This window comes from Sulfurimonas sp., from assembly GCF_028694605.1.
Taxonomy (GTDB): Bacteria; Campylobacterota; Campylobacteria; order Campylobacterales; family Sulfurimonadaceae; genus Sulfurimonas.
In genome coordinates this window covers 84,308-102,881 of record NZ_JAQVKP010000008.1, presented here as the reverse complement: position 1 = coordinate 102,881, position 18,574 = coordinate 84,308, and the positions used below count along the sequence as shown (strand labels likewise).

21 protein-coding genes are annotated in these 18,574 nt (G+C 38.8%); 4 read left to right on the top strand and 17 right to left on the bottom strand.

The window, feature by feature from the left end; genetic code table 11:
- The first annotated feature begins 32 nt into the window (after positions 1-32).
- Positions 33-1,775, top strand: coding sequence for an OmpA family protein (locus tag PHY84_RS06515; protein ID WP_299858560.1), 1,743 nt, complete (start codon positions 33-35; stop codon positions 1,773-1,775).
- Here the strand turns inward: PHY84_RS06515 and PHY84_RS06510 are convergent, their stop codons facing one another.
- Together PHY84_RS06510 and serB are read right to left on the bottom strand one after the other, a co-directional pair.
- Positions 1,776-2,096, bottom strand: a complete 321-nt coding sequence (locus tag PHY84_RS06510; RefSeq protein WP_299858559.1) for a hypothetical protein — start codon at positions 2,094-2,096, stop codon at positions 1,776-1,778. It abuts the gene before it with no gap.
- Positions 2,090-2,719 carry a phosphoserine phosphatase SerB gene (gene serB / locus PHY84_RS06505; protein WP_299858558.1) on the bottom strand — a complete coding sequence of 210 codons (630 nt, stop codon included), beginning with the start codon at positions 2,717-2,719 and terminating at the stop codon, positions 2,090-2,092. The genes PHY84_RS06510 and serB overlap by 7 nt, the downstream gene beginning before the upstream one ends.
- Before the next feature lie 54 nt (positions 2,720-2,773).
- On the opposite strand from serB, the gene PHY84_RS06500 reads away from it, so the two are divergent.
- Positions 2,774-3,667, top strand: coding sequence for a methylenetetrahydrofolate reductase (locus PHY84_RS06500; RefSeq protein WP_299858557.1), 894 nt, complete (start codon positions 2,774-2,776; stop codon positions 3,665-3,667).
- Here the strand turns inward: PHY84_RS06500 and PHY84_RS06495 are convergent.
- Positions 3,664-5,772: a bifunctional diguanylate cyclase/phosphodiesterase gene (locus PHY84_RS06495; RefSeq protein ID WP_299858556.1), complete on the bottom strand. Its 2,109-nt coding sequence runs from the start codon at positions 5,770-5,772 to the stop codon at positions 3,664-3,666. The two genes, PHY84_RS06500 and PHY84_RS06495, sit on opposite strands and share 4 nt — an antisense overlap.
- Positions 5,773-5,871: 99 nt before the next feature.
- Between PHY84_RS06495 and serS the strand changes: the two genes are divergently transcribed.
- Together serS and PHY84_RS06485 are read left to right on the top strand one after the other, a co-directional pair.
- Positions 5,872-7,119, top strand: a complete 1,248-nt coding sequence (gene serS, locus PHY84_RS06490) for a serine--tRNA ligase (protein WP_299858555.1) — start codon at positions 5,872-5,874, stop codon at positions 7,117-7,119.
- Between the two features lie 98 nt (positions 7,120-7,217).
- Positions 7,218-9,575: a tetratricopeptide repeat protein gene (locus PHY84_RS06485; RefSeq protein ID WP_299858554.1), complete on the top strand. Its 2,358-nt coding sequence runs from the start codon at positions 7,218-7,220 to the stop codon at positions 9,573-9,575.
- A gap of 53 nt (positions 9,576-9,628) precedes the next feature.
- Here the strand turns inward: PHY84_RS06485 and PHY84_RS06480 are convergent, their stop codons facing one another.
- The 14 genes from PHY84_RS06480 to PHY84_RS06415 form a co-directional block, all read right to left on the bottom strand.
- Positions 9,629-10,282 carry a phosphatidylserine decarboxylase gene (locus PHY84_RS06480; protein WP_299858553.1) on the bottom strand — a complete coding sequence of 218 codons (654 nt, stop codon included), beginning with the start codon at positions 10,280-10,282 and terminating at the stop codon, positions 9,629-9,631.
- Complete coding sequence (gene ftsH / locus PHY84_RS06475) at positions 10,272-12,239, bottom strand: ATP-dependent zinc metalloprotease FtsH (RefSeq protein WP_299858552.1); 1,968 nt, start codon at positions 12,237-12,239, stop codon at positions 10,272-10,274. Before ftsH ends, PHY84_RS06480 begins: the two co-directional genes overlap by 11 nt.
- Positions 12,240-12,241: 2 nt before the next feature.
- Complete coding sequence (locus tag PHY84_RS06470; protein WP_299858551.1) at positions 12,242-13,075, bottom strand: 50S ribosomal protein L11 methyltransferase; 834 nt, start codon at positions 13,073-13,075, stop codon at positions 12,242-12,244.
- Positions 13,075-13,449, bottom strand: a complete 375-nt coding sequence (locus tag PHY84_RS06465; protein ID WP_299858550.1) for a response regulator — start codon at positions 13,447-13,449, stop codon at positions 13,075-13,077. Before PHY84_RS06465 ends, PHY84_RS06470 begins: the two co-directional genes overlap by 1 nt.
- A gap of 50 nt (positions 13,450-13,499) precedes the next feature.
- Positions 13,500-14,231 carry a 1-(5-phosphoribosyl)-5-[(5-phosphoribosylamino)methylideneamino]imidazole-4-carboxamide isomerase gene (gene hisA / locus PHY84_RS06460; protein ID WP_299858549.1) on the bottom strand — a complete coding sequence of 244 codons (732 nt, stop codon included), beginning with the start codon at positions 14,229-14,231 and terminating at the stop codon, positions 13,500-13,502.
- A gap of 9 nt (positions 14,232-14,240) precedes the next feature.
- Positions 14,241-14,852 carry an imidazole glycerol phosphate synthase subunit HisH gene (hisH, locus tag PHY84_RS06455; RefSeq protein WP_299858548.1) on the bottom strand — a complete coding sequence of 204 codons (612 nt, stop codon included), beginning with the start codon at positions 14,850-14,852 and terminating at the stop codon, positions 14,241-14,243.
- Positions 14,849-15,754 carry a PDC sensor domain-containing protein gene (locus PHY84_RS06450; protein ID WP_299858547.1) on the bottom strand — a complete coding sequence of 302 codons (906 nt, stop codon included), beginning with the start codon at positions 15,752-15,754 and terminating at the stop codon, positions 14,849-14,851. Before PHY84_RS06450 ends, hisH begins: the two co-directional genes overlap by 4 nt.
- A 147-nt stretch (positions 15,755-15,901) precedes the next feature.
- Positions 15,902-16,111, bottom strand: coding sequence for a hypothetical protein (locus tag PHY84_RS06445; RefSeq protein WP_299858546.1), 210 nt, complete (start codon positions 16,109-16,111; stop codon positions 15,902-15,904).
- A 7-nt stretch (positions 16,112-16,118) separates the two neighbouring features.
- Positions 16,119-16,463 (bottom strand): hypothetical protein, encoded by a 345-nt coding sequence (locus tag PHY84_RS06440; protein ID WP_299858545.1) that lies wholly within the window; start codon positions 16,461-16,463, stop codon positions 16,119-16,121.
- A gap of 3 nt (positions 16,464-16,466) precedes the next feature.
- Entirely contained in the window at positions 16,467-16,820 is a 354-nt protein-coding gene (locus PHY84_RS06435) for a hypothetical protein (RefSeq protein ID WP_299858544.1), read from the bottom strand.
- 527 nt (positions 16,821-17,347) lie between these two features.
- Positions 17,348-17,578 carry a hypothetical protein gene (locus PHY84_RS06430; protein ID WP_299858543.1) on the bottom strand — a complete coding sequence of 77 codons (231 nt, stop codon included), beginning with the start codon at positions 17,576-17,578 and terminating at the stop codon, positions 17,348-17,350.
- A gap of 7 nt (positions 17,579-17,585) precedes the next feature.
- The gene (locus PHY84_RS06425; RefSeq protein WP_299858542.1) at positions 17,586-17,945 is read right to left on the bottom strand and encodes a hypothetical protein; all 360 of its coding nucleotides are present in this window, start codon (positions 17,943-17,945) and stop codon (positions 17,586-17,588) included.
- On the bottom strand, positions 17,938-18,438 hold the full coding sequence (locus PHY84_RS06420) for a hypothetical protein (protein WP_299858541.1): 501 nt from the start codon (positions 18,436-18,438) through the stop codon (positions 17,938-17,940). The genes PHY84_RS06425 and PHY84_RS06420 overlap by 8 nt, the downstream gene beginning before the upstream one ends.
- Positions 18,439-18,570, bottom strand: coding sequence for a hypothetical protein (locus tag PHY84_RS06415; protein WP_299858540.1), 132 nt, complete (start codon positions 18,568-18,570; stop codon positions 18,439-18,441).
- Positions 18,571-18,574: the final 4 nt, after the last annotated feature.

The window sequence follows — 18,574 nt, the reverse complement described above, 5'->3', positions numbered from 1 at the left end:
TTTTTGCTACATAAAATGTAAAAAGTGGCACTATGCATTATTTTATCCTTACTATTTTACTTCTCTCTTCACTTTTTGCAAAAACAGTCCCGTTTTCTCTCATCATAGACAAACCGTTTGAAAATGCTCTTTTTGACGTAACGGAAGATTATGACCGCTCCATCAGTGCGGTTGGTTTCATAAGACCATATAAAAACAGTACAGCTAAAAATGACGGTGTTTATACCAACGCTTTTGACTACCTTGCTTCCGTCTCTAACACTCACGGTGCGGCTCTTCATCTTGTCAAGGTTGATGCTGATGCAGAGATAAGCTTTGAAAAAACGCTGGGTCTCTTACAATTTACCAAAGGAGTCGGTATCGTTAAAACTCCGCAAAATGGCTATATAGTTGGTGGCAATACAATGGATGGTTCGCTTATAGTAGCAAAGCTAGATGCAAATGCGAATCTCCTTTTTCATAAAACCTTTGGAACACCCAAACAAGATACGATGAGCAAAATCCTTCTGCTTCGTGATGGAGGAGTTCTTGTTATAGGCTCCTCTACCACTGCAAAAACCTCAACAAACAACCTTTTTCAAAGCGGTCTTGGACTGAGCGACATCTATGTAGCAAGATTTTCAAGCAACGGCGAGATGCTATGGAGTAAAAAATATGGCACAAGCTATGATGATAGCGGCGTTGATGCACAAGAAGCAGAAGATGGAAGCATCATGTTGCTTGGACAGACAAGCGGTGAAAAATCCAAATATCCGACTCTTTTGCGCATAACAGAAGAGGGAGAGAAGATTTGGCTTCGTGAGATAAAAGGGCAAAGCAGAAGCAGTGCGTATAAAATAGCAAAACTCAGAGATAACAATTTCATTCTGTCTCTCTCCCATTTAAACGATATGGGCAAAGAGCAGATACGGCTTATAAAAGTCGATTTACACCAAAATATCCTTGTTGACAAAACCATCCAAACTACATACGCCTCTGTTTTATATGATATACAAGAGTCACAAGACGGGAAGCTTTTTGGTGTCGGTAAAGTAGTAGATGGCTACAACACAGACGCACTTGCAATGCTTTTAGATGGCAAACTTGCCATGATAAATCAAGAGCATTATGGCTCCGATACCTATGATGCTTTTCATGCACTCACAATCCTGCACAACTCACAAATAGCGGCTGTCGGGGTTCATACAAATACTCCCTCGCAAGAGAGTGATATGTGGGTCGTGAAGCTGGGTCAAGACTTAAAGATGGTAAAAGTATCGAAAAAAGATGTCACTCAAGCAGCAGCAGTCCCAAGTAGCTCAGACCTCTACGCACAACTCCAGCAGCTCTTTAAAGAGGAGATTGACGCAAAAAAAATTGCACTTCATAAAGATTTGGGCATAGATTTTATCGACAAAAGCCTATATTTTAATTTAGGAGAGTTTGTACTCACCGCAAAACAAAAGGAGTTTTTGCAAAAGTTTGGTGCTAAACTTATCCCTTTTTTAGAGAAAAACAAACAACTTATAACAACGCTAGAGGTAAGCGGACATACCTCAAGCGAATGGGGTACGACTGATTTTTCGCAAAGATATCTTAACAATGCAGACCTCTCTATGAAACGCTCTTTTTCTACTATGAGCTATCTCTTTGGCTTGCAAAACCAAGAGAGACAAAAATGGCTAAGCGAAATCTTAAAAGGAAGCGGTCTGAGCTTTTCTAAAAAAGTAACAACCAAAGAGGGCGAAGATAAAGAGAAGTCAAGAAGAGTATCGTTTAAAATACTTCTTCGCTAACTATTCAAAATCCTCTATACTTGAAGCACGGAAAGCAAGACGCACTTTATCTTGCTTAAGTTTTTTGTAGAGTTTAAACTTTGCTTTTTCAAGCTCTTCATCATTGAGTGAAAATTCAGACTTAATCGTCTCATCAGAAACATTTGCGCTATCCATAGCAAAGAGTTTTAGCTCTTTTTTTGTCAATTTTGCCTTAAGAGCATTATAAAGTGCTTTGTCATCTTCGATAAGATCAATTTCACTAAGCCTGCAATATTTTGCTATACACTCTCTAAAACTATTTGTGTCATTATACTGTTTCCAAACGCTATTTTCTAACATGTTATTTTTCCTAATATTTGTGTTAAGTCTTTTGTCTCGACTACTATATTTGCCTCTTTACGCAAAATCTCTTTTGCGCAAAAAGCCACTCTTGTACCCGCATGCGCAAACATTGATAGGTCATTTGCCCCATCGCCGCACACCAGCGTCTCTTCCTCTTTTACTCCAAGCAGTCCTTGCAGACGAATAAGCATATCCCCTTTTGAGTAGTTAAACATCATATCGCCGCCGACAAGACCCGTAAGTATCTGGTTTTTATGATGCAATACATTTGAAAAATCTGCATCATATCCTAAAATATTTTTTGCATATCCAGTCGCACTTCTAAATCCGCCGCTAAAACAGACAACTTTCATGCCCATTTTTTTGAGTTCTGCAATCGTCTCGCGTGCGCCTTTCATATATGGAAGATTATGGCTTATCCTCTCAACAACGCTATACTCTAGTCCTTTGAGAAGCCCTACTCTTTGCTGCAACGATTCAAAAAAATCAAGTTCGCCGTTCATGGCAGCTTCAGTGATTTTACTTACCTGCTCTTTTAGTCCCAGCTCATCTGCAAAAAAATCTATCGTCTCACCGTCCATAAGCGTAGAATCAAAATCAAAAACAGCCAATTTCAACATATATTCGTTCCCTATCTGTTATAATTGCGCAATTATACCCATTTAGGATGCTTTTTGTTTGACCAACTTATAGATAAATTAAAAAACGATACCTACATTACCCTTGAGACAACTCCTGCGCACTCTCCTCTTTTTGCACCTATCGTTGAAAAGATAGCAGAATTAGGGCTAGATAAACTTGTAGATGGCTTTACCACAACCGACAATCCTCTTGCAAAACTCAAGTACAACTCTCTTTTTGCGGCAAAAATGCTTCAAGATAGATTTCATAAACCCGTCATTGCGACTATGAGTATGCGTGACAGAAATAAAATCGCCCTTCAGTCAGACTTGCTTGGAGCAAACGAGGTGGATGTAAGAGCCATTTTAGCACTCACGGGTGACCCTGCAACTATCTCAGACCAACCACACACAAAAGGAGTTTTTGAGTCCGACAGTTCGCTGCTTCTTGACATTATCTCCTGTTTTAACAGCGGTATCAACTATGCAGGAAAACCTTTGGCATACAAACCGCAAGAGATTTATCCTTTTGCCGTGATGAACTCTTATGCAAAAAATCCAAAAACCTTACAAAAAAAGATGCAAAAGAAGATAAAACACGGTGCGCTTGGCATCATCACACAGCCCATTTATGACATAGAGAGTGCAAAGCTTCTGCTTGAACTTAAAGCGGAGCTGAAACAAAACTCAACAGAGCTTATCTTTGGTATCTTCCCAATCACAAAACTAAGAACCGCACAGTTTTTATCTGCCCATGTCCCCGGTATAAACGTACCTGAGAGCTGGATAGATGCTCTTAGAGATGCAAACGACAAAGGAGCGGAAGAGGAGTATCGTGTCGGTTTTGAACTAAGCAGAAATCTCCTTCTAGAGCTAAAAACCCTCCACCCAAAAATTCATCTTATGACGGCAAACCAGTTCCAACTAGCAAAAGATTTGCTTTCCTAGTTATCAAGCTTAAAATTGGTTACATACTCCCTAAATGCCTCTATTTTAAGTGGTTTGCTAAAGTAGTACCCCTGCACTTTGGAGCAGTGAAGAAACTTAAGTGCTTCTATATGCTCTTTTGTTTCAGAACCCTCGGCAATCACATCTTTTCCTAGCGAGTTTGCCATGGCAATTATGGCTGCGACGATAGAGCGGTCATCCGGATTTTTGTCGATATCAAGCACAAAACTACGGTCTATTTTTATGGTTTTTGCGGGCAATTTTTTAAGATAATTTAGCGAAGAGTAACCTGTTCCAAAGTCATCTATAGAGAGAAGAAACCCTCTTTTGTAAAGTTCATTTAAAATTTGCAGTGCTTTGTCCACATTTTTCATAATGTGCGTCTCTGTAATCTCAAGCTCGACAAAGCCTCTATCAAGCCCGATCTCATCTGCAATGACACAAATATCATCTACAAAAGAAGCATCACCAAGCTGTTTGCTTGAAACATTAATGGAAACAACAAGCCTTTTTCCTTCATCATGAAGCATCTTTGTATCATACATAGCCCGCTTTGCCACCCATAGACCCAGAGACAATATCTGACCCGTCTCCTCTGAGATACCGATAAATTCATCCGGTCCAATCAAACCTTTTGTTGTGTGGTTCCAACGAACAAGTGCCTCCATACCATAAACACTCTTTGTTACAATGTTGACTTTTGGCTGATACACTAAAAAGAATTCATCTTTGGCAATCGCGCTTCGCAAATCATTCTCTATATGCATGCGCTGCATTACTTTTTCGTTCATTGTCTGAGTATAGAACTGGTAACCGTTTTTACCTCCCTCTTTAACCTGATACATTGCCGTATCTGCGGCTTTTACAAGCTCTTCATAGTTCTTTGCATCGTCAGGATAGATACTTATACCGACACTAGCTCCCGTATAAAGATTCTTATCGCCTATCTTTATAGGCTTATCAAACGCATCTACAATCTTTTGTGCTATGGATGCGATATCCACGAGTGACTCTACATCTTCGACAGCGATAGTAAATTCATCTCCTCCAAGCCGTGCCAATGTGTCTTGTTCCCGTAACAAAGCATTCATCAACCTTGCTACTTCTATCAAAAATCTGTCTCCCGTAAAGTGTCCGAAAGTATCGTTGATATTTTTGAAATTGTCCATATCGATAAAAAAAAGCGCCATTTTCTTACCGCTTCTCTTAAGCGATGAAATCTTTCTGCTTATGCGCTCTTGGAACAAAGCCCTATTTGGAAGCTCTGTCAGAGAGTCAAAATAGGCAAGATTGTGAATAAGAGTCTCTTTTTGTTTCTTCTCGCTAATATCATTGACGATGGAGATATAGTTTGTAAGTTCGCCCTTTTTGTCATGAATGGCGATGATGCTGAGTTCCGCGGTATAGAGCTCTCCATCTTTTCTCCTATCAATCATTTCACCGTTCCAATATCCATCAGTATTGATGGCATGCCATAGCTCTTCGTAAAACTTTTTATCATGCCAACCGGAACTTACGATGTTAGGCGCTTTACCTATTATCTCTTCTCTTTCATAGCCCGATATCTTGCCAAAAGCGTCATTTACCGTGATGATTTTTTGGTCGGCATCGGTAATCATAACACCGTCATTTATTTTCTTAAAAAGAATTGAGGCTAGAAAAAGCTCACTCTCTGCTATCTTTTTATCTGTTATGTCGTGCACGGTGCCGATAGATCCAAGAGCCGTTCCATCTGCCAAAAACTTATGCTCGCATCTCTCTTCAACAAACCCTATTTCACCGTTTTTACGTACTATGCGATGCTCAATGTGGTAGCCTTTTCTCTCTTGAAGCGACTTTAAATAGGCATCATTAACCATCTCTAGGTCTTCTGGGTGCACATAGCTTAAAAATGCCTCATAAGTCGCATCAAACTCCTGCGACTCAAGTCCAAAGATACGATAGACCTCGTCAGACCAATAGAGCACACCTGTAGCCAAATCAAGCTCCCAATGCCCGATGTTGGCGAGTTTTTGTGCCTCTAAAAAGCCGGAATACAACTTGTTGCAATACTCTTTTTTTGCTAAGACGTCAGTGCCTATCTCAAAATCATTATGGTCTTGCATACATTTATATCCCTCTTTTGCTTTGTGTATTTTATCATAGCAATTACAACGAAATGCTTTATTTTGCTATAATACAAGACTTATTTTTTTAGGACAACTATGATTGATTTAAAACTACTTCAAAAAGATTTTCAAAGTGTAAGCGACAAACTTATGCGTAAAGGTGTGAGTATTGAACTGCTTGATACTTTAAAGAAAAAAAATGAGGAACTCAAAAGCGCAAAAGCTTCCTATGAGACACTTCAAGCAGCGCAAAATGCAATGAGCAAAGAGTTTGGCGTCTATAAAAAAGAGGGTAAAGACGTAAGTGAGCTTAAAGCAAAAGTCGATGCAAATAAAGTCAAAATCAGTGAAGCACTTGAAGTTCAGAGGATAAGACAAGAGGAGCTAGAAGCCCTTGCGATGTCCATCCCAAATATTCCCGATGATGATGTTCCAGAAGGTAAAGACGACAGCCAAAATGTGGAAATAAAAAAAGTTCTCACACCACGCACATTTAGTTTTACTCCCAAAGAGCATTGGGAACTGGCTGAACAAAACGGCTGGATAGATTTTGAGCGAGGCGTAAAACTCGCTACAAGCCGCTTTAGCGTCTCTTTTGGGATGGGTGCAAAACTAGAGCGTGCCCTCATAAACTTTATGCTGAACTTCAACTCAAAAAGAGGCTTTGAAGAGGTAAGCGTGCCATCTTTAGTCAACAGAGCCGCACTTGAAGGAACGGGACAGCTTCCAAAATTTGAAGACGATCTCTACAAGGTTCAAGACCAAGAGCTTTTCTTGATTCCAACGGCGGAAGTTCCTGTTACCAACCTCTACCAAGACGAGATTTTACCATCTGAAAAACTACCCATCAAGATGACTGCTTACACTTCATGTTTTCGTAAAGAAGCTGGTGCTGCGGGGCGAGACACAAGAGGGATGATACGTCAACACCAATTTCACAAGGTAGAACTTGTAAGCATCACAAAACCTGAGGATAGCGATAAAGTTTTTGAGGAGATGGTACAAACTGCTTCAAATTTGCTTAGTGCGCTTGAACTTCCCCACCGTCTTATGACGCTTTGCAGTGGGGATTTGGGATTTGGTGCAGCAAAAACAGTCGATTTGGAAGTGTGGCTTCCGGGGCAAAACTGCTACAGAGAGATAAGTTCGGTATCAAACACCAGAGAGTTTCAAGCAAGACGTGCAAAAATCAGATTTAAAGACGGCGAGAAAAACTCTTTTGTTCACACGCTAAACGGCTCGTCTTTGGCAGTCGGCAGAACACTTGTTGCAATTATGGAGAACTTTCAAAACGAAGACGGAAGCATCACTATACCAAAGGCACTGGAACCATATATTAACTAAGAGTATAATGCTAAAATATCTCAAAAAGTTTACTTTTTTATAGCTTTAGGGGATTGCAAAAAAATCTACTAATTAAAAACATAAATCTAAGGCAACAGATGGCAGGACTAGAAGAAGAGATAATCATCATTGAGGATACTGACGCCGCTACCACCACTGATGGTAGCTCAAAAGAGACTCAAGCAGCACAAGAAAACTCTTCTCCTGCAAATAAAAAAAAGATTTTAGTCATCGTAGCCGGTGTGTCTGCACTGCTTATCGCTATAGCCGTAGGTGCATATTTTTTACTCAAAAAACCACCGCAAGACAGTGAAGGCACCTCTACTAAAAATATCGAAGAGAAGCTTAGCAAACCAACAGAGGAGCCTGTAGAGCCAAGCAAGATAGAAAATCTCATAGCCAAAGCCGACTATCTCTACTCGACAGGCTCTAAAAGCGAAGCACTCTCGCTCTATGAAAAGATAGCACACTACAGCGAGGCTGTCTCCGCCTACAATTTGGGAGTTGCACAAATCAAAGAGGCTCAGTATGCAACAGCTCTGGCATCATTTGCTAAAGCTATACAAAACAATGAAAAGCGATGCGTAAGTGCCATTAATGCGGCGGTTTGTTCACTTCATCTAAATGATGAAAAAAGCTTTCGGTATTACATAGATTTGGCTCATGCCTACCTGCCTCAAGAGAGACAATCGCCGCTTTACTCCTACTATTACACACTTACAAACTATTACAATCAAAACTATTTAGAGGCTCTAAGCTCACTCAACAACCCAACCACAAAAGAGTATGCAAATATCCAAAACTCTCTTAGCGCAAAGATAAACGCTCTTTTTGGAAACAATATCAAAGCCATTGAAAGTCTTGAAAAAAACCACTCACAAAACGACGATTTCAGTCTAGGAATTCTCTATGCAAGAGTTGGGGATCTGCCTCTTGCAAAAAAACACCTGCAAAATGCAATCAAACAAGGTATAGAACCAATGAAAGCGCAACTTGCTATCGGTTATGTCAACCTCAAATCCGGGCAAATACAAGAAGCTGCAAAAGAGATAGAAAATGTAACAGATTTGTTTGCGCAAGAGGTTTATAAGCCCTATCCAATTAAGGTTAAATTGCAAGATTCACTTTTTAAGACAGATGAAGCACAAAAACACTATAGAAATTTTGTAAGCAATAGTGCAGCAACAAACTATCAGAAAATATTTTACTTCTCTCCATATAAAATATTTAATGCAAATCAAACTATAAGCTATATACGCAAAGGAAATGCAACTATTTTTATAGATAATTTAGACGCTGCAAAAGAGTATCTCCAAAAGAGCGCTTCCTCTTCAAATGTAAATTTAGGGATTGTTCAGGCAATTAAAAAAGCACTCTCACACAAACTCAGAGAAGCCAATGAGATGCTTCAAAAACTTGTAGAAATTCAGCCTAAACACTCTGCACTGCATTATAACCTTGGACTTACCTACGCACAAATGGGCAACTTTGTAGAGGCGCATAAACATTTTTTACGCTCTTACAATTTAGATGCAAAAAACTATATCTCCGGTATATATGCAGTTATGTGTGCACAACTTACAGACAAAGAGAGTGCAAAACTTCTCTCCATCATAAAAGATGAGATTGCAAATGAGGCTCCAAGCGAAGAGACAGATCTTTTAAAAACACTTCTATTTGTCGCCGAGGATAATTTTTTTGCGGCATCAGATTGGCTTGAGAAGGATTATCAACAAAGATCTCTTTATCTTGCACTGGATATCATTATTGCACTCAAGCAAAAAAACAGCGGCGTTGCACAAAAATCGGCAAATAAACTAATCGCTCTGCTTCCAAATGAGATATTGCCGCACATGATGTATATTGATGCATTTTTTAATGCCTCTGAAGACAAAAAATATGCGCTTGATGTTATAAACCATCTAAAAATACAAGAGTTTTCATATCAAGACCTCTACTTTGGGGCGCATATAGCAAGATATCTATTTATCCAACAATATCTTATTAGCGGAAAACTCTACTTTCTAAGAGAACAACTCAAAGATGCCTTGGCATCATCAACATCACAAATAGCCGACCTGACAAGTGCATTAGCTTTGGCTTCTCTCTATGATGGAGCATTCGAGGAGTCCTATACACTCTACAATGATCTTATCGACAACCATAAGATAAGAGACTCACACACCCTCTTTCTTGGCGCAGTTGCTTCTATAGCAGCAAACCATCATGAAAACGCAATTGCTCTTTTGGAGCTCTCCAAAATGAAAGATAGTAATTTTTTAGAGAGCCGATATGCACTCGGTCTGCTCTATATGGAAGCAAAAAACAATGAGGGAGCAGTTATTCAGTTATCAAGAATCAATAAAAACAACTTCTTCTCGGAGTACTTTGATTTTACTATCGATACAGATAAGGTAATGTTTGAGAGGAACCAAAGACTAAGCAACGGTAATTGAATCTTTTAAACAATGGCAAGAAGTCATCCTGAGCTTGGCTCAGGATTTAAAATCTATTTTTTCGGCTCACTCGTAAAGTAGCCTATAAGTGTTTCAGAAGCAACAAGCTCACTTCCGATGCTGACGTTTAATCGAAAGTTTTTTGGCAGACAAAGTGTCGTTGTACCATTGACCATAAGTCCATATCTTGTTCCTTGCATCATAGTCTGATTAGCGGTAGCATCGACATTGATTGGAGCAAAACTCTGCTTAAGCCTATGTATAATCCTTAGTTTGTTAAGGGATTTTTTGTCACTAAAAAGAAGTTCTGCCTGTTCATTAAGAGTCTCTGAGAGCGGGCTTAATCCTGAAAGTCTTGCACCTTTTTTGTTTACAACATTCTCAAGTGTCGCAGTAAATGGTGCTCTCAATAGCCCCACATTAAAATAACTGCTCTCAATTACAACTTTATATCCGATATAGCCGTCATCAACAATCTCTTCAATTGATGAAACCGTTCCGTCTATAGGAGCGACAACGCTCTCTTCTTGATAGAGCAAATGTTCTCTCTCCGGATTTCTAAATACAAAAAGAAAAAAAAGTATCGCTAAAAAAGAGAAGAATTCTAAAAAGTCAAAATCTAAAAGCGCAAAAACAACAAACGCTATAACCGAACCGATAACGTAATTCCACCCTTCCTTTGCAATCGGAAGAAGATTATTTTTCATCCAACTCTCCTTTGTCAACTTCTTGAGCCATTGCGGCATCAGTTTTAAGCTCCTCTTCAATATCATCAACGATAGTAACAACTTTTGAAGTCAGTCCGTTATCTTTCTCAAATTTAATGATGATATCCCGCACCTCTTCACCTGTAATATTCTCTTTTTTATAAAGAAGTCTTACTATCTCTTCAATCGCCCCTCTGTACTCTTGAAGTCTCTCTACGACCATCTTGTAGTGCGCTTGAAGTGACGATTTGATAAAGGTATCCATCTCTTGGGCCATTTTATCGCTATACTCTCTCGGTGATTGTCCATATCCACCAAGAAAAGAGTGTCTGCTCTTTTCTAGCACCATAAGACCTGCAACATCACTCATACCATACGTTTGAACCATAGACTTGATGATATCCGTTGCACGCTCAAGGTCATTTCCTGCACCGGTAGATATCTCTTTGATAAAGACTTCTTCAGCCGCACGCCCGCCAAGAAGCACGTCCACCTCTGCCCACAACTCATGCTGCTGCATCATAAACTTATTTTCTTCCGGCGTATTGAGTGTGTATCCAAGTGCTGCAAGTCCACGAGGAACGATAGAAACTTTTGAAACCTTTTTTGCACCGACCGTCGTCTCTGCCAAGAGCGCATGTCCGCTCTCATGGTAAGCAACAATCTTTTTCTCTTTTGGATTGATGCGGCGCGATTTTTTTGCAAGTCCTGCCAAAGCACGCTCGACCGACTCGTAAAGGTCTTTTTGCGTTACTGTTTTTTGGCTCTTTCTTCCTGCCAAAAGTGCTGCTTCATTGACGACATTTGCCAAATCCGCTCCTGCTAGACCTGCCGTCAAGCGTGCAACCTCTTCAAGGTCAACATCATCACCCATCTTCACGCCCTTGACGTGCACTTTAAGGATTTTTATACGCCCCTCAAAGTCCGGTTTATCAACAAGCACTTGTCTATCAAAACGCCCCGGTCTTAAAAGTGCTTGGTCAAGTATCTCGGGTCTGTTTGTTGCTGCCAAAATGATAACCGGAGTATCTGTGCCAAATCCGTCCATCTCCGCTAAAAGCTGATTGAGAGTCTGTTCTCTCTCATCATTACCGCCCATGTTTGCACCGGCTGCACGGCTCTTTCCTATCGCATCAATCTCATCAATAAAGATGATACTTGGCGCATCTTTTTTTGCCTGTTCAAAAAGATCACGCACACGTGCGGCACCAACACCGACAAACATCTCTATAAAACTAGAACCGGTTACCGAGAAAAAAGGAACATCCGCTTCCCCTGCAACTGCTTTTGCCAAAAGAGTTTTTCCGGTTCCCGGACTTCCAACCAACAAAACACCCTTTGGAATCTTTGCACCAATCTCAACATAGCGTCCCGGATACTTCAAGAAATCAACAATCTCTTGAACTTCCTCTTTTGCCTCTTCAACGCCTGCAACATCATCAAACTTTGTTTTTGGCTTTTCAGAGTTTATCATTTTTCTTGAACCACCCATACCCAAAATACCGCTACCCATGCTCTTTTGCATACGCCCGGCAAAAAACATCCATATTGCGATTATGATTAAAAATGGAAAGAGCCAGCCAAACATCTCTGTAAACCAGTTTGTTTCGCTAAAACCGTTATACTCTATCCCTTGTTTGTCAAGCTCTTGAGTAAGTGTTGTATCACTATGAACTATACGCGTTGTATATAGCGTTGCACCGTCCGGTGAATGAGCCTTGATGTAGCTCTGACCAATCTCCACCTTGCTTACATCTTTTGCTTCTATGAGCGATTTTAATTCAGAGTAGCTTATCTGCTTTGCTCTTTTGCTTGTTGACACTACTGCATCAGAGGCGCTGTTTTCACCGATAAGTGCTTTAAATAGCAAGATGATAACAACTGAGAAAATCGCAAAAGTTATAAGCGGATTTTTATTGAAAAAATTATTATCATTATTATTGTTACTGTTTTGCATTTCTATTTTTTACCTTGTTTGAGTATAAGTGTTACCCACTCATCTTGAGCAATTTTTTCAAGAATCTCAAACCCTTGATAAAATTTCAAAACTTTAGCTTCATACTTTTCTAAAATGCCCGATAAAATAAGGATTCCACCCTCTTTTACAACACTTTTCAAATCATTTGCTATGAATATCAAAACATCGGCTACTATGTTGGCAACGACTACATCATACTTACCAGACGCTAAAGCGCAAGAGCCTTCCCATAAATGTTCAAATTTTACTTCGTTTAAATCTGAGTTTAACTGACTATTTTCTACACAAGCGATGTCTGTATCACATGCATCAACAAGTGCACCGACTTTAAGTGCTGCAACACCTAAAATGCCGCTTCCGCAACCGACATCTAAAACCCTGTCGCCTTTTTTCACGTACTTCGAAATTGCTCTGAGCGCTGAAGCGGTGGTCGGGTGATGCCCTGTACCAAATGCAAGTGCCGGATCTATGGCAATATTGACTAATTCCGGATTTGGAGCATCCCATGTGGGGTGAATATAAAACTTATCGATAACAAGAGGCTGTATGCTCTCTTGGTACACTTTTACCCAGTCACTGTTTTTGAGTTTTTCCTGCTTGCACTCAAGCTCTATGTTCTCGCCGGTTGCTTTTTGCAAAGCTTCTCTAAACTGCTCCAGCCCCCACACAATGGTGTCAAGCTCATCTTCACTTCGGATAATAAAACCACCATCCGTCTCCTCAAATCCAACCGGTAAAGTATCTGCTAAAAAATCTGAAAAAAGGTCGTGGTGGGAAGAGACGTTAACGATTAGTTCAAAATAATACTCTTGCATTACACCTCTATACCCATAACAGCACCGAGTTTTTCTTTCAGAACCTGTGGCGTAAATGGCTTGACTATGTAGTTGTTCACACCTGCTTTAAGCGCAGTAATAACTTCCGCTTTCCCGCCTTCTGTTGTTACCATGATGATAGGAAGATCTTTGAAACGCTCATCTGCACGTACTTTTTTTACAAGTTCCAACCCATTCATCTCCGGCATATTCCAGTCGGTAATTAACATATCAATATCAGGATTTGTATTGAGTGTATTCCACCCCTCTACACCATCTCCGCCTTCAAATATATCTTTGTGCCCAAGTCTCTGCAAGGTATTTTTTATAATACGGCGCATAGTAGAGCTATCATCAACAATAAGTAATTTCAAACGAAATCCTTTTCTATAAATATTTGCAATTTTTTAAGCAATAATAATACCTAAATTTTATTTATTTTGACATTAAGCAAAGTTTTAAACATTTTTGCAAGGTCTAATGTTCCCTCATAATAAGCCTTGCCGATAATAACTCCGCCAACTTCATTTGTCTTTATAAGTGCCTCTATATCACTCTCATCTTTAACACCGCCACTTGCAATCGTAGTAATGCCGCTTGCCTGTGCAATATCTAGTGTAAAATCAACATTTACACCGCCAAGAGTTCCATCACGCGAGACATCGGTACAGATAATCGCTTCAACTCCCGCATTGGCAAATTCACGCGCAAGGTCAGTTGCGCGCATTTTGCTAACCTCGCCCCATCCCTCAACGGCGACAAATCCGTCAATGGCATCAATACCGACTGCGATAGGATATTTTGCCGCCATCTCCTTGACAAATGCAGGATTTTTAACTGCTATTGAGCCTAAAATGATACGATTTATGCCGATTTCTAACATTTTTTGGATTGTTGCTTCGTCTCTTATGCCACCGCCAAGCTCAAGCTTTACATTGCAGTTTTCTCTGATTTTAACAATCTGTTCCAAGTTTTTTGGCTCACCGGCAAAAGCACCGTTTAAATCAACAAGGTGTACCCATTCTGCTCCCATCTCTTCAAACTTTTTTACAAGCATCCAAGGCTCATCGGAATAGACTTTTGCACTATCCATAAGCCCTTTTGTAAGTCTAACAGCCTTACCGTCTTTTAAATCAATCGCCGGATATAACGTCATATATTTTTCCTATAGTTTTGTAAAATTTTCAAGTATTTTCAGCCCGTTTTGATGGCTTTTTTCCGGGTGTGGCTGGATGCCCATGATATTTTTATGTGCAACTGCAGAGGTAAACTCATATCCGTAAACAGTTTTACCTATTGCATCCTCTTCATTTGCACATACTGCATGGTAGGAGTGGACAAAATAGAGGTAATGCTCCTCGTCAAGCCCATTAAAAAGCGGGTGTTCTTTGGTAAACATTCTGTTCCACCCCATATGCGGAACTTTTAGTGTTCTATCAAATTTAGAGGTATCAAATGCAACAACCTTGCCTTTTATAAGACCCAAGCCTTCATGCTCGCCAAACTCCTCAGAACTCTCAAAAAGCAGTTGCATTCCAAGACAAATGCCGAGTATGGGCTTAGATGAAGCAGCAAACTCTTTGATAGCCTCTATCATCCCTCTCTCTCTTAGATGCTCCATCGCATCCGGAAAAGCACCGACACCGGGAAGTATAAGTTTGTCATACTCTTTAAATCTCTCAGGGTTGCTCTCTACAACCGTCTGTGCGCCTACTTTGGCAAAAGCATTACGCACGCTTGCCAAATTTCCCATGTTATAATCAACAATTCCTATCATTCTTCAATCTTTAGTTTTGTAAATTTTATATAAATGGCTAACGTCACCAAGAGCATTGAAACTCCTAATATGATATACATGGAGTAGAGTATCTTCTCCGGGTCTGTTATAGCAAACTTAAAGACAAGCATCAAAGCCTCAATGGAGAGCGCTATGATGATAGAACCTAAAAACCGTACCATTGTTTTGTGCGGTCCTGATATACTATGCTCTTTGCTTCTTCCCAAAATCTCCTCTTCTATAAGCGTTTTAGCCAAGTCAAAAATAGCAAGAGAGAGTGTGAGTAAGATAGTCGCTTCAAAGACATCTTTTATCTTAAAATGATCCGGTGAAATCTCATAGAAGAAAAAGCTCTGCGCACCTTTGACAAACAGAAGCACCGCAACAGAGATAAGAGCAAATGCAAAAAATGCGTACGAATATCTAAAAAGAGAGATGAAAAAGCGGTCAAGCATCGTAGAGTGCGAAATTTTTACAACTTCTTCAAGCGGCATATCAAGACATGCTACATACTTTAGTATTCCTTCTTCATCATAAACGGGCTGCGATACCGTAACCGTCAAATCGCCAGTTATTAGCGACGGATACGGATCTGTAATTGTGCATCTTCCCTCTTTTACGGCACGATAGTAGTATGCACGGTCGGCACGTATCCTTCCAGCATCATCATCAATGCGTTTTGTTGCCGTAAACGTTGGAGAAATTTGTACACCGCTGCTGTCAAGCAGATAGACGCCTTCGCATTTTTCAAGTGCCTCTTTTGTTTTTAAAAGCCCAATCATTACCATCTCTTGACTAAGAGAAGGCATCCTGTTTTGAATATTTTTTGAAAAAAGATAGCAGAAATAGGCTCTTGCTTTAGTGCGACCATCGGAGAAGTTTTGAATGTCTGATGCCATCATTTGCTTTGTGCCTTTTATAAAAATGCAGCAATTATACCAAAGTGACAATAACAAATTCCGTAATGTTTGTCAAGGTTTTGAGGTTTTTTTTGAGATTTTATCATACAGAGCGTTTAAAATGCTCTATATGATGTTTTTTTGTAGAAACTAGACAGAAGAAGATTTTATATTTAACAAAACTTTATTTTGAGCATGTATCTCATAAACTATCTGCTTAATTTCGTGAAAGTCTTCAATATCATCTCTAAGATGTTTGACTTCACTTTCTAATTTAGCAAAACGAGAGGTAACATACGCAAAGTATGTGAGGAAAGTAAACAAAAAGCCTAAAATCCCCATGTATAAATCAATCGTCATAGAAGAATTACGCAGTAATTAATCTATTTGAAATGACGAAAGCCTCATCTACGACAACACCGTTGATAGTCATACCGATTAAGACTGCAAAAACGTCTTCCTCAGACTTATTTGCCTTAACTTTGATATTAAGATATGTTTTTTCAGCGGTAGTTGAATTTTTTACCATGATTTGCATATCTTTGTAAGAAGTCTCAACGTCGGAAGCACCGCTAGTAGTCGCTAGACTGTAAACTGCAAACTCTCCATCTAATACTGCACTTGCAAAAGTTGCGGCAACTGTATCGTCGCATGGAAGAGTGATAGAGTGATTTTTTCCGCTAAAACGGTTAATTACTAAACTTTTTGACATTTATTACCCCCTACTAGAATTACCAATTGAATTACAATATTCACACTTAACAGAAGAATTGTAATCTACGTCAAACAAACCAATCGTTTGAGTTCTAATATCATCATCCTTCACAGTTGTTTTACAATGTGGAAGAGTGAAAGCCTTCGAGATAGTTACACCATCAATGTTTTTTTTACCGACGGAAAAACGTCTAAAATTTGGAGTTGCGATGTTAGCAACAGTACCACCAGAAGCGACTTTTATAAATAATTCGCTTACACCAGCCAATAGAGGAGAAAGTAAAGAAAAGTCAGCCGTAGTCATAGCGGCATAAGCAGTTCCGGCACTTTTACCGTTTATCTTTTGCTTTATCATTTGCGATAACCTTTTTTTTTATTCTTTAAGTGATACGTGAAGTAGCTTAAAGTGATGAAAGTATGAAGTTATTTTTTTTATTTCACAGGGTGTGAAGAATTTTTTTTTAATGCACTATTCAACGTGGTTTTAAATGGATAAAGTAAACACTTTTTTAAAGAGTGTGTAATTTATTTTTTTTCAAAACAAACATTACAAATTTTTAACGCATAAAACAATAACCGCCGATAGAAACTAAGACAGCAAAATCTGAATCTGCTAAACAAAAGAAAGCTAAAATCTCCAAAGCGCAACTTTTTTCCGCACCCTACATAGTCAACCTTTGATTATTAAATTTTATTAGCTTACAGTGTCCTTATGGGGGACGAAGTCCCACACAAGGACATTCTAAGCTAAAAAATTTATAAAGTCGGTATGACGATGAAGGGAACGGAAGAAAGCTACGCAATGTAGAAACAGCAGTAGCCTTTTTGACTTTAAAAAAAAACTTAATCCTCAAAAAATGTGCTATTTTTTTTAAAATAGGCTTAAAATTGAACACAGCAAATTTTATTATCTGCTACATCTTCTTTTAAATCATTTAAAAACTTTGCATATTCAAAAACAAGCGTTTGGTAATTATAAGTATGATTATTTATACAGCGATATGAATATGATTTATAATAGAGTGGATTACAACATTTAAAACAACTAACTTCATCATTATCAAGATTAATATCTAAACGTTGAAAAAATAGTTTTGCTTCTGAACGTGTCATTTTTCAACTACTTTTTAAACAGTGAACAATAAACACTATCGACATTTAAGCCAGAAATGTCCATACATTCTTTAATCTTTGCAAAAACATCATCACTTGATTTAGTCAATTTTATATTATGATGAAGAACTTGTTTACTCATTCTAGTTTCATCATTTTTTATAAAGCCTTTGAAAAGTGAATTATAATTCATATCATCAATAGGTATGTTTTCAGTCAAATCTTCATATTCAACTCTTAGTATTTCAGTTACTTTCATAGTCGAAAGCGTGCTGTAAAAATCTAAGGCATGAGAGAGCGACTTAAACTCTGCATGCTCAACGATAGTGCGCTTTCCTTGCTTTAATTGGATTCTGTATTTAGGCATCAGGAGTACTCAAAAAAGTTAGTTTTGGATAAACATAAGACATAAACATATCAAAAGTTAAAGAACATGAAACGTCATAAAAAGTTTCATCAGAAACACAATATATTTTACCTAAATGACCGTTATAGCTATCAAACAACAAACGCAAAAGCGATATAAACTCATCAATATCACAACGAGTAAATACGTAATCAGCATAAAAAGGATGATTTTCAGAATCTCGATAATAAGAATAGCCAAGAACTTGCAAAGAATTAGGTAATTTCCAAAAAGAAGTAACATCTGAAGACAGAACACGAAAAGGAATCTCAACAAAAACTTCTAGCTGATGTACAATAGGATCAAAACCAGGAAAATTACCAATAAAAAAAAGTTGTACATACGAATTACCAAAAGTCATTCCCTTAGGATACAACTGGTCTTCATGCTCAGGTTGATAAATCGACAAATAATCCAAAAGAAAAGATTCACAGCAAAAAAGAGTAGAAATCATTTACAAAACCTCCTCCAAATGCAATGAATCTAAAGTGCCATACAGGGCAAGAACTAAAGCCTGTAAAAGTCTTTGAATATCTCTTAATCTTTTCAACTCTTCAGCTGAAACTTCTTCACAATTTATAGCCATTTTT

Excerpts from the sequence above, each read along its gene's own strand:
- PHY84_RS06440 (WP_299858545.1), bottom strand. The coding sequence starts at position 16,463 with ATGTCAAAAAGTTTAGTAATTAACCGTTTTAGCGGAAAAAATCACTCT.
- PHY84_RS06510 (WP_299858559.1), bottom strand. The coding sequence starts at position 2,096 with ATGTTAGAAAATAGCGTTTGGAAACAGTATAATGACACAAATAGTTTT.
- PHY84_RS06425 (WP_299858542.1), bottom strand. The coding sequence starts at position 17,945 with ATGCCTAAATACAGAATCCAATTAAAGCAAGGAAAGCGCACTATCGTT.
- PHY84_RS06515 (WP_299858560.1), top strand. The coding sequence starts at position 33 with ATGCATTATTTTATCCTTACTATTTTACTTCTCTCTTCACTTTTTGCA.
- PHY84_RS06445 (WP_299858546.1), bottom strand. The coding sequence starts at position 16,111 with ATGACGATTGATTTATACATGGGGATTTTAGGCTTTTTGTTTACTTTC.
- PHY84_RS06435 (WP_299858544.1), bottom strand. The coding sequence starts at position 16,820 with ATGATAAAGCAAAAGATAAACGGTAAAAGTGCCGGAACTGCTTATGCC.
- serS (WP_299858555.1), top strand. The coding sequence starts at position 5,872 with ATGATTGATTTAAAACTACTTCAAAAAGATTTTCAAAGTGTAAGCGAC.
- PHY84_RS06420 (WP_299858541.1), bottom strand. The coding sequence starts at position 18,438 with ATGATTTCTACTCTTTTTTGCTGTGAATCTTTTCTTTTGGATTATTTG.
- PHY84_RS06485 (WP_299858554.1), top strand. The coding sequence starts at position 7,218 with ATGGCAGGACTAGAAGAAGAGATAATCATCATTGAGGATACTGACGCC.
- ftsH (WP_299858552.1), bottom strand. The coding sequence starts at position 12,239 with ATGCAAAACAGTAACAATAATAATGATAATAATTTTTTCAATAAAAAT.
- serB (WP_299858558.1), bottom strand. The coding sequence starts at position 2,719 with ATGTTGAAATTGGCTGTTTTTGATTTTGATTCTACGCTTATGGACGGT.
- PHY84_RS06495 (WP_299858556.1), bottom strand. The coding sequence starts at position 5,772 with ATGCAAGACCATAATGATTTTGAGATAGGCACTGACGTCTTAGCAAAA.
- PHY84_RS06470 (WP_299858551.1), bottom strand. The coding sequence starts at position 13,075 with ATGCAAGAGTATTATTTTGAACTAATCGTTAACGTCTCTTCCCACCAC.
- PHY84_RS06480 (WP_299858553.1), bottom strand. The coding sequence starts at position 10,282 with ATGAAAAATAATCTTCTTCCGATTGCAAAGGAAGGGTGGAATTACGTT.
- PHY84_RS06430 (WP_299858543.1), bottom strand. The coding sequence starts at position 17,578 with ATGACACGTTCAGAAGCAAAACTATTTTTTCAACGTTTAGATATTAAT.
- PHY84_RS06450 (WP_299858547.1), bottom strand. The coding sequence starts at position 15,754 with ATGATGGCATCAGACATTCAAAACTTCTCCGATGGTCGCACTAAAGCA.
- PHY84_RS06415 (WP_299858540.1), bottom strand. The coding sequence starts at position 18,570 with ATGGCTATAAATTGTGAAGAAGTTTCAGCTGAAGAGTTGAAAAGATTA.
- hisA (WP_299858549.1), bottom strand. The coding sequence starts at position 14,231 with ATGACGTTATATCCGGCGATTGATTTAAAAGACGGTAAGGCTGTTAGA.
- hisH (WP_299858548.1), bottom strand. The coding sequence starts at position 14,852 with ATGATAGGAATTGTTGATTATAACATGGGAAATTTGGCAAGCGTGCGT.